Source organism: Aeromonas sp. 600886 (assembly GCF_049174935.1).
Classification (GTDB): Bacteria; Pseudomonadota; Gammaproteobacteria; order Enterobacterales; family Aeromonadaceae; genus Aeromonas; species Aeromonas veronii_A.
The window spans coordinates 77144-93075 of sequence record NZ_JAAKUB010000016.1 but is presented as its reverse complement, the minus strand read 5'-3'; the positions used below and the strand labels follow the sequence as shown (position 1 = coordinate 93075).

The 15932-nt window shown below is 58.4% G+C and carries 16 protein-coding genes; 8 read left to right on the top strand and 8 right to left on the bottom strand.

From position 1 onward, the window contains the following. Window positions 1-9 precede the first annotated feature (9 nt). The 5 genes from surA to G5179_RS13535 are packed head-to-tail and all read left to right on the top strand — an operon-like array spanning window position 10 to window position 4300. Window positions 10-1308 carry a peptidylprolyl isomerase SurA gene (gene surA / locus G5179_RS13555; protein ID WP_421258537.1) on the top strand — a complete coding sequence of 433 codons (1299 nt, stop codon included), beginning with the start codon at window positions 10-12 and terminating at the stop codon, window positions 1306-1308. Next, complete coding sequence (gene pdxA, locus G5179_RS13550; RefSeq protein WP_279489692.1) at window positions 1308-2303, top strand: 4-hydroxythreonine-4-phosphate dehydrogenase PdxA; 996 nt, start codon at window positions 1308-1310, stop codon at window positions 2301-2303. Before surA ends, pdxA begins: the two co-directional genes overlap by 1 nt. Further along, entirely contained in the window at window positions 2293-3105 is an 813-nt protein-coding gene (gene rsmA, locus G5179_RS13545; protein ID WP_421258536.1) for a 16S rRNA (adenine(1518)-N(6)/adenine(1519)-N(6))-dimethyltransferase RsmA, read from the top strand. Before pdxA ends, rsmA begins: the two co-directional genes overlap by 11 nt. A 4-nt stretch (window positions 3106-3109) precedes the next feature. Then, window positions 3110-3472: a Co2+/Mg2+ efflux protein ApaG gene (gene apaG / locus G5179_RS13540; RefSeq protein WP_031227971.1), complete on the top strand. Its 363-nt coding sequence runs from the start codon at window positions 3110-3112 to the stop codon at window positions 3470-3472. Window positions 3473-3478: 6 nt separating this feature from the next. Continuing rightward, on the top strand, window positions 3479-4300 hold the full coding sequence (locus G5179_RS13535) for a symmetrical bis(5'-nucleosyl)-tetraphosphatase (RefSeq protein ID WP_421258535.1): 822 nt from the start codon (window positions 3479-3481) through the stop codon (window positions 4298-4300). 119 nt (window positions 4301-4419) lie between these two features. Here the strand turns inward: G5179_RS13535 and G5179_RS13530 are convergent, their stop codons facing one another. Both G5179_RS13530 and G5179_RS13525 read right to left on the bottom strand, forming a co-directional pair. Next, window positions 4420-4920, bottom strand: a complete 501-nt coding sequence (locus tag G5179_RS13530; protein WP_227341996.1) for a 2TM domain-containing protein — start codon at window positions 4918-4920, stop codon at window positions 4420-4422. Between the two features lie 172 nt (window positions 4921-5092). Further along, the gene (locus G5179_RS13525; protein WP_421258534.1) at window positions 5093-6082 is read right to left on the bottom strand and encodes a luciferase-like monooxygenase; all 990 of its coding nucleotides are present in this window, start codon (window positions 6080-6082) and stop codon (window positions 5093-5095) included. A 210-nt stretch (window positions 6083-6292) separates the two neighbouring features. Between G5179_RS13525 and G5179_RS13520 the strand changes: the two genes are divergently transcribed. Both G5179_RS13520 and G5179_RS13515 read left to right on the top strand, forming a co-directional pair. Beyond that, entirely contained in the window at window positions 6293-9184 is a 2892-nt protein-coding gene (locus G5179_RS13520) for an HD domain-containing phosphohydrolase (RefSeq protein ID WP_421258533.1), read from the top strand. A 131-nt stretch (window positions 9185-9315) separates the two neighbouring features. Then, the gene (locus G5179_RS13515; protein ID WP_421210008.1) at window positions 9316-9654 is read left to right on the top strand and encodes a hypothetical protein; all 339 of its coding nucleotides are present in this window, start codon (window positions 9316-9318) and stop codon (window positions 9652-9654) included. Between the two features lie 85 nt (window positions 9655-9739). On the opposite strand, the gene G5179_RS13510 is transcribed toward G5179_RS13515, so the two are convergent. The 4 genes from G5179_RS13510 to rplU all read right to left on the bottom strand — a co-directional run bounded on the left by G5179_RS13510 (window position 9740) and on the right by rplU (window position 13462). Continuing rightward, window positions 9740-11110: a YjiH family protein gene (locus G5179_RS13510; protein WP_216952929.1), complete on the bottom strand. Its 1371-nt coding sequence runs from the start codon at window positions 11108-11110 to the stop codon at window positions 9740-9742. Window positions 11111-11482: 372 nt separating this feature from the next. After that, the gene (gene cgtA, locus G5179_RS13505; protein ID WP_216952928.1) at window positions 11483-12685 is read right to left on the bottom strand and encodes an Obg family GTPase CgtA; all 1203 of its coding nucleotides are present in this window, start codon (window positions 12683-12685) and stop codon (window positions 11483-11485) included. 190 nt (window positions 12686-12875) lie between these two features. Next, window positions 12876-13133 (bottom strand): 50S ribosomal protein L27, encoded by a 258-nt coding sequence (gene rpmA, locus G5179_RS13500; protein WP_005304202.1) that lies wholly within the window; start codon window positions 13131-13133, stop codon window positions 12876-12878. A 17-nt stretch (window positions 13134-13150) separates the two neighbouring features. After that, on the bottom strand, window positions 13151-13462 hold the full coding sequence (gene rplU, locus G5179_RS13495) for a 50S ribosomal protein L21 (RefSeq protein ID WP_005304210.1): 312 nt from the start codon (window positions 13460-13462) through the stop codon (window positions 13151-13153). Window positions 13463-13704: 242 nt separating this feature from the next. Between rplU and ispB the strand changes: the two genes are divergently transcribed. Next, a complete protein-coding gene (ispB, locus tag G5179_RS13490; protein ID WP_421222476.1) occupies window positions 13705-14676 on the top strand; it encodes an octaprenyl diphosphate synthase in 972 nt (323 codons plus the stop codon). Window positions 14677-14757: 81 nt separating this feature from the next. Here ispB and G5179_RS13485 read toward each other — a convergent pair whose 3' ends face one another. Both G5179_RS13485 and hflC read right to left on the bottom strand, forming a co-directional pair. Next, complete coding sequence (locus tag G5179_RS13485) at window positions 14758-14946, bottom strand: DUF2065 domain-containing protein (protein ID WP_421258532.1); 189 nt, start codon at window positions 14944-14946, stop codon at window positions 14758-14760. A gap of 98 nt (window positions 14947-15044) precedes the next feature. Further along, the gene (gene hflC / locus G5179_RS13480) at window positions 15045-15929 is read right to left on the bottom strand and encodes a protease modulator HflC (protein WP_421222473.1); all 885 of its coding nucleotides are present in this window, start codon (window positions 15927-15929) and stop codon (window positions 15045-15047) included. Window positions 15930-15932: the final 3 nt, after the last annotated feature.

Here is a 15932-nt window from a genome sequence, read left to right as displayed (position 1 = left end):
GAGATGGATATGAAAAAGACCCTGATTGCCCTGCTGACCGCGGGAATGTTCGGTGCCATGAGCCAGGCCGCACTGGCTGCGCCCGAGCTGATGGACAAGGTGCTGGCCGTGGTCAACAAGGACGTGGTGCTGTCCAGCCAACAGGACGCACTGGTCAACAAGGTAAAACTCTCCGCTCAGGAGAGCGGCCAGTCCCTGCCTGACGACGCCACCCTGCGCAAACAGGCGCTGGATCGGCTGATCCAGGAGAGCCTGCAGCTGCAACTGGCGGAGCGCCAGGGGCTGAAGATCAGCGACACCCAGCTGGAACAGGCTATTCAGGGCATCGCTGCCGACAACAAGATGACCCTGGATCAGCTGCGGGCCCAGATCGCCCGTGAAGGGATGACCTATGCCCAGTATCGGGAAGAGGTTCGCCGCGAGATCCTGATGAACGAGGTGCGCCGCAATCAGGTGCGCCGCCGTATCAACATCTCCGAGCAGGAGGTGAAGCAGGTGGTGGAGATCCTGAAGAAACAGGGTCAACAGCAGAACGCATACCACGTCGGCCATATCCAGATTGCCCTGCCGGACAACCCCACTGCCGCCCAGCTGGATGCCGCCAAGAGCAAGATCGAGCGCATTCTGGCCGCCCTCAAGCAAGGTGCCGACTTCCGCAAACTGGCCATTGCCGAGAGTAACGGTCCCAAGGCGCTGGAAGGGGGCGACTGGGGCTGGATGAGCCCGCAAGAGATGCCGACCCTGATGGCGGAAGCGGTACAGGGTGCCAAGAAGGGCGACATCGTCGGCCCGCTGCGCTCCGGTGCCGGCCTGCACATCGTCAAGGTGTTCGACACCAAGGGTCAGCAGCAAGTGATGCAGACCGAGGTGAAGGCCCGTCATATCCTGATCAAGCCCTCCATCATCCTGAGCGAAGAGAAAGCCAAGGGGATGCTGGATGGCATTCTGCACGACATCAAGAGCGGCAAGGCAAGCTTCGCCAGCATGGCGGAGAAGTACTCCGAAGATCCGGGCTCTGCGGTGCAGGGTGGCGAACTGGGCTGGTCTGATCCCAACGTCTATGTCCCCGAGTTCCGCGACATGATCAACCGTCTGCAACCGGGCCAGATCAGTGCCCCGTTCCGTACCAGCCACGGCTGGCACATCGTGCAGGTGGAAGATCGCCGCAGCCAGGATGCGACCGACAAGGCTCAGGAGCAGCGCGCCTACCAGCTGATCTACAACCGTCGCTTCGTGGAAGAGTCCCAGGCGTGGCTGGATGAGCTGCGTGACGAGGCATACATCCGTGTCGAAGGATCTGCGAGCTGATGAGCTGCCGTCGCCTTGCCGTTACCCCGGGCGAACCGGCCGGGATCGGCCCGGACTTAGTGCTGCAGATTGCCCAGCAGGATTGGCCCCACCAGTTGGTGGTGATCGCCGATCCGGCGCTGCTGCGCGAGCGGGCAACCCTGCTTGGTCTGCCCATTGAGCTTGAGCCCTATGATGCCAGTCAACCTGCTCAACCGCAGCGAGCCGGCACCCTGACGGTATGTTCTGTCTCTCTCGGTACCGCCGTGGTGCCAGGCGAACTGAACGAAGGCAATGGCGCCTATGTGCTGGCAACCCTGCAGCGCGCCTGTGATGGCAACATGAGCGGCGAATTTGCCGCCGTGGTGACCGGGCCGGTGCACAAGGGGATCATCAACCAGGCCGGGGTCTCGTTTAGCGGCCACACCGAGTTCTTTGCCCAGCAATCCAACACCGCCGATGTGGTGATGATGCTGGCAACCGAGGGGCTGCGGGTCGCTCTGGCAACCACCCATATTCCGCTGGCCTATGTGGCGATGGCCATCACCGAGGATCGCCTTGGCAAGGTGATCCGGATCCTCAACGAGGATCTCGCCACCAAGTTTGGCATCGCCAAACCCCGTATTTACGTCTGCGGCCTCAACCCCCACGCGGGGGAAGGTGGCCATCTTGGACGTGAAGAGATTGACGTGATCGAACCCGCCCTGGCCACGCTGCGCCAGGAAGGGATTGATCTGGTCGGCCCGTTGCCGGCCGACACCCTGTTCCAGGAGAAATACCTCAAGGATGCGGATGCGGTACTCGCCATGTACCACGACCAGGGGCTGCCAGTGCTCAAATACAAGGGCTTTGGCAGTTCGGTCAATATCACCCTGGGGCTTCCCTTCATCCGCACTTCGGTGGATCACGGCACCGCGCTGGATCTGGCAGGCAAGGGCCTGGCCGATCCGGGCAGCCTTGTCACCGCGATTAACCACGCCATCAAGATGGTAGAGAAAAAAAGATATGAGCAGTAAGGTGCACATGGGCCACACGGCCCGTAAGCGTTTCGGTCAGAACTTCTTGCACGATCGGTATGTGATCGATCAAATCGTCGCCGCCATCAACCCGCAGCCGGGTCAGAATCTGGTGGAGATCGGTCCGGGTCTGGCCGCGCTGACCGAGCCGGTCGCCGCCCAGATGGACAAAATGACCGTGGTCGAGCTTGACCGGGACCTGGCAGCTCGCCTGCGCGAGCACCCGACCCTCAAAGACAAGTTGACCGTCATCGAAGCGGATGCCATGCGTTTCGACTTCGGCACCCTGATGGGTGAAGGCAAGGGGCCGCTGCGTATCTTCGGCAACCTGCCCTACAACATCTCCACCCCGCTCATCTTCCACCTGTGCGAGTTCGCCGATCGGGTAGAGGACATGCACTTCATGCTGCAAAAGGAAGTGGTGTTGCGTCTGGCCGCAGGCCCGGGCAGCAAGGCTTATGGCCGTCTGAGCGTGATGACCCAGTACTACTGCCAGGTGGTGCCGGTGCTGGAAGTGGGCCCGGGCGCCTTCAAACCGGCGCCGAAAGTGGACTCTGCCGTAGTTCGCCTGATCCCGCACAAGAATCCGACCATAGTCGCAAAAGACATTCGTTGTCTGAATCGCGTCTGTACCGAGGGCTTTGGCCAGCGTCGCAAGACCATCCGCAACAGCTTCTCCAACTTCATCACCGACTCCCAGCTGACCGAGCTTGGTATCGATGGCAACCTGCGCCCGGAGAATCTCTCCCTCGAGCAGTTTGTCATGATCGCCAACTGGCTGGCGGATCAGCAACAGGCCTGATCCTGTGGCACTCCCGCACATCGAGATCCGCCCATACCCCGTGTATGTGGCGGGATCCAAAGACCCTTACCAGTTTCACTATCTGATCGAGATTGAGAATCTGGGGCCCGGCCCAGTGCAACTGCTGCACCGGCGCTGGCTCATCACCGATGCCAATGGCAAGATGCTGGAAGTGGCAGGCCCGGGCGTGGTCGGGGAACAACCCGTCATTGCCGAAGGGGAAACCTACCGCTACCAGAGCGGCGTGCCGCTGGCGACCCCGCTCGGGGTGATGGAAGGGAGCTATACCCTGCAAGATGGCTCAGGTCAGCAGTTCGAGGCGCCCATCGCCCCCTTCACGCTGGCCATCCCCAATATTATCAACTGAGGTTTCATGGCGAACTGTTTTGTCGGTGACATCCAGGGCTGTTACGACGACTTGCGCCGTCTGCTGGATCTTGCCGCGTTCGATCCCGACCAAGACGTGCTCTGGCTCTGCGGCGATCTGGTCGCCCGCGGCCCGGACTCCCTCAATACCCTGCGTTTTGTCAAAGGGCTGGGCAACCACGCCGTCACCGTGCTCGGCAACCACGACCTGCACCTGCTGGCGGTCGCCAATGGCGTTGCCCCACTCAAGAAGAAAGACAAGCTGCAGAGCCTGATGGATGCGCCGGATCGGGATGAACTGCTGGAGTGGCTGCGCCACCGCCCGCTGCTGGCGGAGCATCCGGATCTGCCCATCATGATGGTGCATGCCGGTATCTCCCCGGCGTGGGATGCCCGCACCGCCCGCAACTGTGCCCGCGAGGTAGAGAGCCTGTTGCGCGGCGATCAGTACCAGTGGCTGCTGCACAACATGTATGGCGACCAACCCGATGGCTGGAAAGATGATCTGGTCGGGATTGACCGCTACCGCTACATCATCAACACCTTCACCCGGATGCGCTTCTGCTACTTTGATGGCCGGCTCGACTTCAAATGCAAGAAGGGGCCCAAGGAGTCGACCCCGGGGCTGCGCCCCTGGTTCGAGCAGCGTGAACACCATGTGGATGACCCCATTCTGGTGTTCGGCCACTGGGCAGCCCTGATGGGCAACACCGGAAAAAGCGATATCAAGGGTCTGGATACCGGCTGCGTCTGGGGCAACAGCCTCACCCTGTGGCGCTACGAGGATGATGCTCTGATCGCCACCTCCTGCCCGGTTCACGCCAGCTAGGGAGTACGCAGCAATCAGGCGGTCGCAGTTGCACCGATTGCCAAGACCCGTACCAATAACAAAGCCCGGCAATCTGCCGGGCTTACTATTTTGTGTGCCCTGTTTTCCGGCGAATGAAGTTACAACTTGCGCCCCAGCCGCTTCTCGATCTGGCGCCGCTCCCACTCCGGGCCAAACAGTTTGAAAGGCTCGAATATCCGAATGGCATGGGACGCCAGTCCCAATCCCCACCCCAGTGCCGGCCACCAGGCCCAGATATACCCCGGGTTGCTCAGATAGTTGATGACAAACAACCCGCCAATCACCAGCAGATAGCTGGCGACATGGTGATAGAAGCCCTTGAGCCCCTCCACATACTTCATGGCAGCTTGCTCCTCTGCTGAAACCTGCAATGCATCCTTCCCCATAGTGTCACTCCCTCTCATCTCATGCTCCTGTTGCCGTGTGCCGTCCAGTTGCGCCACATCGAGCTCAAAGACAGCGGCCAGGGCCTTGAGAGATTCCAGTCCGGGTTGCTGCCCCTGCTCGATCCGCTGGATAGTGCGGACACTCAAACCAGTCAACGTTGCCAACTGATCCTGAGACCAACCCCGTTGCAATCTCAACTTCCTGACGATCATCTCGAACTCCTTGTGGTAATTGACAGGGCCAGCATAGGGCTTGCGCCGCGAAAGGTGACACGACAGATGGCCGACATCAACCTGACAACTCTTTAAAATCAATTAGTTGAATAAACATAAAGAGATATAAGGTCAAGCTATGCCACACATGCAGATGTGCCCGGATGTGTAATCACAGGCTCTGCATCAGCTCGGCGGCAATTTCAAAGGAGCGCAGTCGGGCCTGATGATCGACGATGGGCCCATTGAACATCAGCTCATCGGCACGGGTTTCCGCCAGCAGCGCCTTGAGTCCATGACGAACCTGCTCCGGGTTGCCCACTAGCGAGCGGGCCAGGGTCTGCTCCATCGCCATCAGCTCACGGGGAGACCACTCATCGCCAAGCTGGACGACCGGCGCGGGCAGCTTGCCCGCATCACCGCGATGGAGGCGCAAGAACTGCTGCTGCATGGTAGTGAACTGGAAGCGGGCCTCCCGCTCGCTGTCGGCGGCAATCATGTTGATGCAGACCACCGCATGGGGCTTGGGCCAGCGAGCGGAGGGGCGATACTGGCTACGGTAGATCTCCAGCGCTTGCAGCAACATGGCAGGGGCGAAATGGGAGGCAAACCCGAACGGCAAGCCCATCACCGCTGCAAGTTGCGCGCTGTAGAGGCTGGAGCCCAGCAGCCAGATGGGCAGATGCAGCCCCTGACCGGGCACCGCCTGCACCGCGCCGATCTCGTCGCCAAAGTAGCTCATCAGCTCGCGCACATCGGCCGGAAAATCATCCACCTCGCCACTGCGCATACGCCGCAGCGCCCGCATGGTGCGCTGATCGGTCCCGGGGGCGCGGCCAAGGCCAAGGTCGATGCGGTCGGGATAGAGAGAAGCCAAGGTGCCAAACTGCTCGGCAATCACCAGCGGCGAGTGGTTCGGCAGCATGATGCCACCCGCGCCGATCCGCAAAGTGGTGGTGGCTTCGGCCAGATGACCGATCAGCACCGAGGTGGCGGCACTGGCAATGCCCGGCATGTTGTGGTGTTCGGCCAGCCAGTAGCGCTGGTAACCCCAGCCCTCGGCATGGCGGGCTAGATCCCGCGAACGGCGAAATGACTCGGCAGGTACGGAACCTTCGGCAACAGGCACCAGATCGAGCACGGAATAGGGGATGGCAGGCATGAGTCACTCCATGGATTTACAGACCAGTAACAAGTGAGGCAATGTAGCACGGGATACCTGAATGAATCACTATCTCCTGCCAAGCTCTGCCTGGCAGTGGGCAACCATGGAAAAGCACAGATATCAGGCCAGTATTGTCATTTCTGTTATCGTATTGACACACTGCTGACAGATCGTCTCCGTAAGCATCACTGTGACAAGGAAATGTCCATGATCACTGCCAGATCCGGGCGCAAGCCCTTCTATGTTCACATTGCCACCCTATTTACCCTGCTGTTCAGTGTGCTGGGCATGCTGCTGATTCTGCTGCAGTTCCAGCAGGGCTCTCGCCAGATGCTGGAACATGAGCGCCACAACTTCAAACAGTACCGGGAACAGCTGGCCCTCGCTCTGCAATTGAACGAGCAGCCAGCCCGCATGTCCCTCAGCCTGCTAGCCAGCAGCCGACTGGCCGACATGAGCGATCTGGCAAGCCGACTGGAGTATCTGCCGCAGTTGGCAGAGATCTTGGCCAATCGCGACAGCTATGGTGCCGTCTACATCGGCTATGAGAGTGGCGATTTCTTTCTGGTACGAAAACTCACGGAACGGGCCCGGGCCCAGTTGCAGGCTGTGCCTGAAGGCAGCCAGTTGCTGGTTCAGAGCCTGAGTAGCGGGCGGGGAGAGTTCCTCTATTTTGATGAGCAGCTGCAACTTTTGGGGCGGCGAGCCATGGCGGATTATCGATTCGATCCCCGCAGCCGCGACTGGTACCGGCTGGCTCGCGGTTCATCAAAGATTGTCGCCACCACCCCCTATCTCTTTTTTACCACCAGGGAGCCGGGCATGACGCTGGCTGTCACCAGCCATAGCCAACGCGCCGTGATCGGGCTGGATGCCAGTGTCGAAGGGCTCTCGGCCTTGATTGGCGAGCTGCAGTTGCCGCTCCAAAGCCAGGTAGTGTTGTTCGATCGCTCCGCGACCCTACTGGCGGCCGATCCTGTACATCTGCCAGCCTATGATCAGCTAACCCAGCTGCCAGCGATCACGGCTCTGGGCAGCCCAGTCATGGCCGAGCTGAAAACTAGGCTAGAGAGGACGCCTGTGCTGCTGGATGGTTCTCCCCGGGAGCTGACCCTGACCACAGGGGAAAAACAAGAGTGGCTGGTCAATATCTCCCCCCTCGGCAAGGACACCCCTTTTTACATCGCCCTGCTGGCCTCGGCAGATCTGCTCTATCAGCAGGCACGCAATGAAGCACTGATCAATATGGCATGGGCGCTGACCAGCCTGTTGTTGCTGCTGCCAGTGATCTGGATGGTCTCCCGCCGTACCGCTACCCCGCTGCTGGCCCTGACCCGCGAGGCCGAGCGGATCCAGCGTTTCGACTTTGGCGAGGGGCAGGTTCCAGAATCGGCCATCCGGGAGATAGATGACCTTGCCCGCACCATGTCCGGCATGCGCCAAACCCTCGGCAACTTCATGAACATGGGTAGAGCACTGGCTGCAGAGCACCGCTTCGACTCCCTGCTAAGCCGCATCCTGCATGAAACCATCGCCGCGGTACAGGCAAAAGGGGGGAGCCTCTACCTGGCCCAACAGCAAAAGATGCAGCCGGTCCAGGCCCGCTGGCAGCAAACCGAGCTGCCCCTTGGGCAGGTTCCCTGGCCACAACCATTGCTATCCGGCATGGCCACTTCCCAGCGCATCTCCCTCAGCCTGGATGAGGCGACATGGAGGCAACACCTGGACAGTTGGGGTTCCTTTCCCGACCCATGCCAGCTGGTGGCTGAGCCGCTCTGCGGCCATCGTCAGGAGCTGATCGGATACCTCCTGCTGATCCTGCCACGCTGCAGCGAACAGGAGCTGGCATCGCGCATCAGCCTCATCGAAGCGCTGGCGGGCACTTCCGCCTCCGCCATCGAGAACCAGCGCTTGCTGGAAGAGCAGAAACAGCTGCTCGAATCCTTTATCGAGCTGATGGCCGGCGCCATCGACGCCAAGAGCCCCTACACCGGCGGTCACTGCCAGCGGGTGCCGGAGCTGACCCGGATGCTGACCGAGGCGGCCTGCGCCCAGCGACAGGGCCCCTTTGCCGATTTCACTCTCAACGAGGAGGAGTGGGAAGCCATCCATATCGCCAGCTGGCTACATGACTGTGGCAAGGTGACCACCCCGGAGTTCGTGGTCGACAAGGCCACCAAACTGGAGACCCTCTACGACCGGATCCACGAGATCCGCACCCGTTTTGAAGTACTCAAGCGGGATGTCTATATCGAGTGCCTCGCTGCCCGCTTGTCATCAGAGATCAGAAGTGCCTGCCGGGAAGAGGCAGCCCCGCGCTGGGCCGAGCTGGATCAGGAGTTTGCCTTCATCGCCGAGTGCAATCTGGGTGGCGAGTGGATGGCCCCCGAGAAGATTGAACGGCTCGACGCCATCGCCAGCCGCACCTGGCTGCGCACCCTGGACGATCGGCTCGGCATCAGCCGGGAGGAGATCAAGCTGCGTCAGAAAGAACCATCTCCCGAGTTGCCCTGCCTCGAGCCACTGCTGGCCGACAAGTGCTGGCACCTTGTGCCTCGTCCGGATGGAGATCGGTTCGACGAGCACAATCCCTGGGGCTTCAAGGTCAAGGTACCGCACCATCTCTACAACCGGGGGGAGAGATACAACCTTGCCATCAGCAGGGGAACCCTCACCGAGGAGGAGCGCTACAAGATCAACGAGCACATCATCCAGACCATACGCATGCTGGAGCACCTCCCCTTCCCCCGTCATCTTCGCTGCGTGCCGGAGATTGCCGGCGGCCATCACGAGCGGATGGATGGCAAGGGTTACCCACGCCAGCTGACCGGATCACAGATGAGCGTACCGGCCCGCATCATGGCTATCGCCGATATTTTCGAGGCTCTGACCGCCAGTGATCGCCCCTACAAATCTGGCAAGACGGTCTCCCAGGCTCTTGCCATCATGCAGAGCATGGTACGTGAACAGCATATCGACCCGGATCTGTTCGTTCTGTTTGTCAGCAGCGGTATCTGGCGCGATTACGCCAGACGCTTCCTCGAGACCGCCCAACTGGATCAAGTGGATGAAACCGCACTGCTGGCCGCACAGGCCTAGCTGGGTCATATCTTCTTACATTTGCGGGCTGGCTTGAACGCCCCGGGCTGGTTATAACGGTGCCCCTATAGCGAAGGGGGAGCAATAGACTCCCCCTCACTCTTTGTCACACCACACTGTTCAGGTTATCTATGTCAAAACATCTCGTTCTGCTGGGCGCGCTGACGCTCTCCGGCTGCTCCCTGTTGTCTCCCCCCACCCCCACCGTCACCCCGGTGCGCCTTGCCGATAAGGGCCAGCTCGGCTTCTACATAGAGTGCAGCAGCATGACGGCCTGCTTTCAGCAAGCCAACCAGACCTGCCCACAGGGCTACAAGGAGACAGATCGCCGCCAGCAGACGCTATACAGCACCCAGTATCTGGGAGGAAGCTACGACGAAGATAAGAAGGTCTACAAGGCGGCCAAGCCCTATCGCATCGCCAACACGGTCCACTCCCTGACTATCCAGTGTCCCGTCACTAGAGGCTGAGCCAGCCTAAGGGCGATGCTCTCCCATTACCGCGGAAAAGAAAACGGTCAACCCAGGTTGACCGTTTTTCACTATGGCGTAGTCCTTAGAACAGCAGATGCGCTACACCGGCAATCACCGGCAGGGTAACCAGGGTGCGCATCAGGAAGATCACAAACAACTCCCACAGTTTGACCGGGATCTTGCTGCCCAGCAGCAGGGCCCCCACTTCGGACATATAGATCAGCTGGGTCACCGACATGGCGGCAATGACGAAGCGGGTCATCTCGCTATCGATGGTCGAAGCCAGCACAGCCGGAATAAACATATCGGCAAAACCGACCATGATAGTCTTGGATGCGGCTTCCGCCTCCGGCAGTTGCAGCAGTTCCAGCAAGGGGACGAAGGGAGCGCCAAGCCAGTTGAAGATGGGGGTGTGTTCGGCCAGCATCAGGGCACAGGTACCGATCGCCATGACCACAGGCAACACGCCAAACAGCATGTCGAGCGCATTTTTCACCCCTTCCCGGGCGACGGCACCGAGACCGGTCATCTGCTCTGCCTTGGTCAATGCACGTTCGAGACCATAACTCATCACACTGTGCTGGTGGGGCACCGCCTCCTGCTTGCGACACAGGGGAGCGCCATCGATATAGATATCCTTCTTCCAGGATAGCGGCGGCAGACGTGGCACCACGATAGCGGCAACCACCCCAGCCAGACAGACAGTCAGATAGAAGGGAACGAACATGTGTTCCAGCTTCACCTGGGAGATCACTACCAGACAGAAGGTGATGGAGACGGCGGAGAAGGTGGTGCCAATAACGGCCGCTTCCCGCTGGGTATAGAACTTCCCTTCGTACTGCTTGCTGGTCAGCAGGATGCCGACACTACCATCCCCCAGCCAGGAGGCAAAGCAGTCCACGGCAGAGCGACCCGGCAACCGGAATACCGGACGCATGATGCGAGTCATCATAGTGCCGACAAACTCCAGCAGCCCGAAATCGAGCAGCAACGGCAGCAGCAGGCCGGCAAAAATGAAGACTGAAAACAGCACTGGCAGCAGATCGTTGAGCACCAGGCCGCCGGTTGCGCCTGAATAAAGCACCTCTGGTCCCACCTGGAAGAAGGTCAGCAGCACGAAAATACCACCCACCACCCGCACGCAGGCCCAGAAAGGAGAGACGTTGAACAGGCTGTTGAGGAATGGTCTACGCACCAGAATCGCCGGTTTGAACAACCAGGTGATGATAGTCATCAGCATGGTGGTAGTGATCACCGCACTGACCATGGCAACCAGATAATCGGCAAAAACGCGCTGTACCAGCTTGGCCAGCACTGCGACGGGGATGGTGACGTTACCGTCATAGACGACCGGCGTCATGAACAGCAAGATACCGATCAGTGACGGTATTAGAAACATCAACAAGTTACGGCGGGTATTAACCGCAGATGCTTCAAGACTCTTTTCCAGCATGATAAGACTGCCCTAATGTTACTTTTCCATAGCCCGGCCTACCTGCGTATTCATGCATTAACCGGAAAAACGGGCGCAAGAATACTCCAAAAAAATGCACAAACAAGCCCATAAGGCATAAATCTGCGCATAAAAATTTTTACAGGTAAACCTTCCATCAAAACAATCAGATACAGAAACGCATATCGATTCAATCGACATCGCCAGACGATTGTTTCATTACTGTTAATTTTGATGGGCAGTATAAACAGTTATCAACTGCAGGCAATAAGTGGCATCACAAATATACCTAATGAGCCACTACTCGACAGGCATAAAAAAACCGGAGCCTGTTCAGGCTCCGGTTATCAATGAAATGGACAGACAAGGGTATCAGTCACGGACGTAGATCACTTCCACACCATCATCATCTTCGTCATCCCAATCATCATCGTCGAGACTTTCGTCAAAGGCCATGGAGGCGGCAAGCGCTTCCGCTTCGGCTTTAGCCAGCTGGTTCTTGTGGTAGTCGTCCCACTTGAACTCCACTTTCTCGATCGCCTCTTTGGCATCCTGCTCCAGCTGACGGGGCATGGTATCCAGCAGATCCAGGATGTCGTAGCAGACCTTCTTGGTCCCTTCCTTGCTGATGGCAGTGATGGCGTAGACCGGCCCTTCGTGGTTGAGGGCGGCTTTCACGCGATCCATCACTTCCTGAGCCTCTTCTTCCAGGATCAGATCCATCTTGTTGAACACCAGCCAGCGCGGCTTGCCAGCCAGTTCCGGGCTGTACTTCTCCAGCTCACGCACGATGGTCACGGCATTTTCAGCCGGATCGGAGCCATCAATGGGGCAAATATCCACCAGATGGATCAACACGCGGCAGCGTTCGAGGTGCTTGAGGAAACGGATACCAAGACCTGCGCCTTCGGCTGCCCCCTCAATCAGGCCCGGAATATCGGCGATCACGAAGGAGCGGGAGTTCTCACCACGCACCACACCGAGGTTCGGCACCAGGGTGGTAAAGGGATAATCAGCGACTTTCGGGCGGGCGGCAGAAACAGCGCGAATAAAGGTAGATTTACCGGCGTTGGGCAGACCCAGCATACCGACGTCAGCCAGCAACAGCAGCTCCAGCTTCAGGGTACGCACTTCGCCCGGGGTGCCGTTGCTCTTCTGGCGTGGAGCCCGGTTGACCGAACTCTTGAAGCGGGTATTGCCCAAACCGTGGAAACCGCCCTTGGCAACCAGCAACTTCTGCTCGTGGTGAGTCAAGTCGCCCAGCAACTCGCCGGTATCGTCATCGGTTGCACGGGTACCGACCGGCACGCGCAGGATCTTGTCCTTGCCACGACGACCGGTACAGTTGGCGCTCTGGCCATTCTCGCCACGCTCGGCAGCATGGAAACGCTCAAAACGGTAGTCGATCAGGGTATTGAGGTTCTCATCGGCAACCAGATAGACGTCACCACCGTCACCACCGTCACCACCATCCGGACCACCGTTGGGAATATATTTTTCACGGCGAAAACTTACACAACCGTTACCACCGTCACCGGCATCGACTCGAATCTGGACTTCATCAACAAACTTCATAGGTAACCGTCACCTTAATTCGAAAAACCGATACGCAATTATAGTGGTACAGACCCCTGCGGGCGATACGCATCTTGCCTCTCCGGGCAATCTCGGTACCCGGGTCATCTGCGTTCCGTTTTTTCGTCATTATTTCGGAAAAACAAAAGCCCCGCCTGTTGGCGGGGCTTCGGATCCTTGCGGTCCGTAATTACTCAGCAACGATGCTAACGTACTTACGATTCAGCGGACCTTTAACTTCGAACTGCACCTTGCCGTTCGCGGTAGCGAACAGGGTGTGGTCCTTGCCCAGACCAACGTTCTCACCAGCGTGGAACTTGGTACCGCGCTGACGAACGATGATGCTGCCAGCCAGAACTGTTTCGCCGCCGAAACGCTTCACGCCCAGGCGTTTAGCTTCAGAATCGCGACCGTTGCGGGATGAACCGCCAGCTTTTTTGTGTGCCATCTATCGGACTCCTCTAATTAAGCGCTGATGCCAGTGATTTTGACTTCAGTGAACCACTGACGGTGGCCCGCTTGCTTACGGTGGTGCTTACGACGACGGAACTTGACGATAGTCACTTTCTCGCCACGGCCGTGAGCCACAACTTCAGCTACAACCTTGCCACCTTCAACGAAAGGAGCACCTACTTTAAAAGTGTCGCCTGCAGCAACCATCAGCACTTCGTTGAAGTCGATGGTAGCGCCAGTCTCAACGTTCAGCTTTTCCAGACGAACGATTTGACCTTCGGCCACACGGTGTTGTTTTCCGCCGCTTTGGAATACCGCGTACATTTGATTAACTCCGTAAAGGCATGTCTTTTGCTCAAGGCTAGACATGCGCAAAAACCTATAACAATGGGCGGGCATTCTACGCAAATCGATCTGCTCAGGCAAGGCCAATTTAGCAAAAAGTTTATTTTGTGCGCATATCTGCCGCCGTGGATAAACGCCTAACTGTAACCCATTGTGAAATCGTGTAGAATCCCTGCCATTACTAAAATCGCAGTTATTGCTGCTGTCACGTTACGAGACTTATGGACCAACAGACTATCCGTGCGCTCTGTGCCGCCGACATGACGGCGGTCAATGAACTGATCCTGGCCCGACTCCAGTCCGACGTTAGTCTGATCAATCAGCTGGGTTTCTACATTGTCAGCGCCGGCGGGAAACGGATGCGCCCCATGCTGACCGTGATGGCTGCGCGTGCGCTGGGCTATGAAGGTGAGGATCACCTGAAACTGGCCGCCATCATCGAATTCATTCACACCTCTACCCTGCTGCACGACGACGTGGTCGACGAATCCGACCTGCGCCGTGGCCGGGAGACCGCCAACGCCATGTTTGGCAATGCTGCCAGCGTGCTGGTCGGTGACTACCTCTATAGCCGCTCCTTCCAGATGATGGCCGAACTCTCCAACCTGCGGGTGATGGAGATCCTCTCGGATGCAACCAACACCATCGCCGAAGGGGAAGTGCTGCAGTTGATGAACTGCAACGATCCGGATACCACAGAAGAGAGCTACATGACGGTCATCTATTGCAAGACCGCCAAGCTGTTCGAGGCCGCCACCCGTCTCGCCGCCGTGCTGACCCATCAGCCCGAGCCCGTCGAGCAGGCCATGACCGACTACGGCAAGTATCTGGGTACCGCCTTCCAGATCATCGATGATGTGATGGATTACTGCTCCCAGAGCGAAGAGATGGGCAAGAACGTCGGTGACGATCTGGCCGAAGGCAAACCGACCCTGCCGCTGCTGCGCGCCATGGAAGTGGGTAGTGCGGAAGAGCGCCAACTGGTGCGTGATGCCATCGAACACCGCAACGGCATGGAGCATCTCGACCAGATCCTGGCCATTCTCGACCGCACCGGTGCGCTGGAGTACTCCCGCATGCGCGCAAGGGAAGAGGCGGACAAGGCCATTGCCGCTCTCGCCATCCTGCCTGACTCCCCGCACAAACAGGCGCTGGAAACACTGGCCCACATGGCGGTGCAGCGCAGTGCCTGAGTAAACGACATGCATGAAAAAAGAGGCCTTCGTCCTCTTTTTTATTGTCTGCTATCTGCTGAACAGTGCATTTCGCCAGACTCAGCGACTCACCATCCAGAGGATCACGCTGCCAGCCACCACCAGCGAGCCGCCGATACGGCGTAGCTGCTCCGCCGGTTGTTCGCTCAACAGCCGCAGCATCTGCTTCCACACTCTTGGCATCAGCAACGGCCCCAACCCTTCAAACAGCAACAGCAGACCCAGCCCCGTCAGTATGGATGTCATCATTCTGCCCCTCTCCCGTCAAAAACCATTGATCCCGTTTGTTTGGCAGACAAATAAAAGGGCCTGACAAAGCAGGCCCCTGGCAAAACAACTCCCGACACTTACTGCTTGGTGCCTTCAGGAGACTTGAAGTAACGGAAAAACTCGCTATCCGGCTTGAGCACCATCAGGTCATTGCCACCGGCGAAGCTCTTGCGATAGGCCTCCATACTGCGCACGAAGCTGAAAAACTCGGGGTCTTTCTTGTAGCTGTCAGCATAGATTTTGGCGGCTTCCGCATCCCCTTCACCGCGCAGTTGACGAGCGTTACTCTCTGCATCAGCGATCATCACGGTCACTTTGCGATCGATATCGGCCCGCAGGATCTCGGCCTGCTCACGCCCCTGGGAGCGATGCTCACGGGCCACGGCAGTACGCTCGGCCCGCATCCGCTGGTAAATGGAGTTGGACACTTCCACCGGCAGGTTGATCTGCTTGATCCGCACATCCACCACCTTGATGCCGAGCTCGGAGGAGCGCGCCATCTTCATCAGAGCATCTTCCATCACGGTACTGCGTTCACCGGAGACGATATCCTTGATGGTACGATTACCGATCTCGGAGCGCAGACCGTTGTTGATTTTGCGCTTGAGCAGATCCTCGGCCTGCAACTTGTTGCCACCACCGGTTGCCAGGTAGTACTTGGAGAAGTCCTCGATCTTCCATTTCACATAGGAATCGATGATCAGGTCTTTCTTCTCGGAGGTGACAAAACGGTCAGCCTGGCTGTCGATGGTCTGGATGCGTGCATCCATTTTGCGAACCTGGTCGATGAGCGGCACCTTGAAGTGCAGGCCCGGTTCATAGAGGCGGGGTTCACCGGAGTCAACCCGCTTCACCTTGCCGAACTGCACCACAATCCCCTTCTGGCCTTCATCAACGATAAAGACAGAGGAGAAGCAGACCATGGCCGCGACAGCGATTACACCAATAGCTAGCTTTTTCATCTA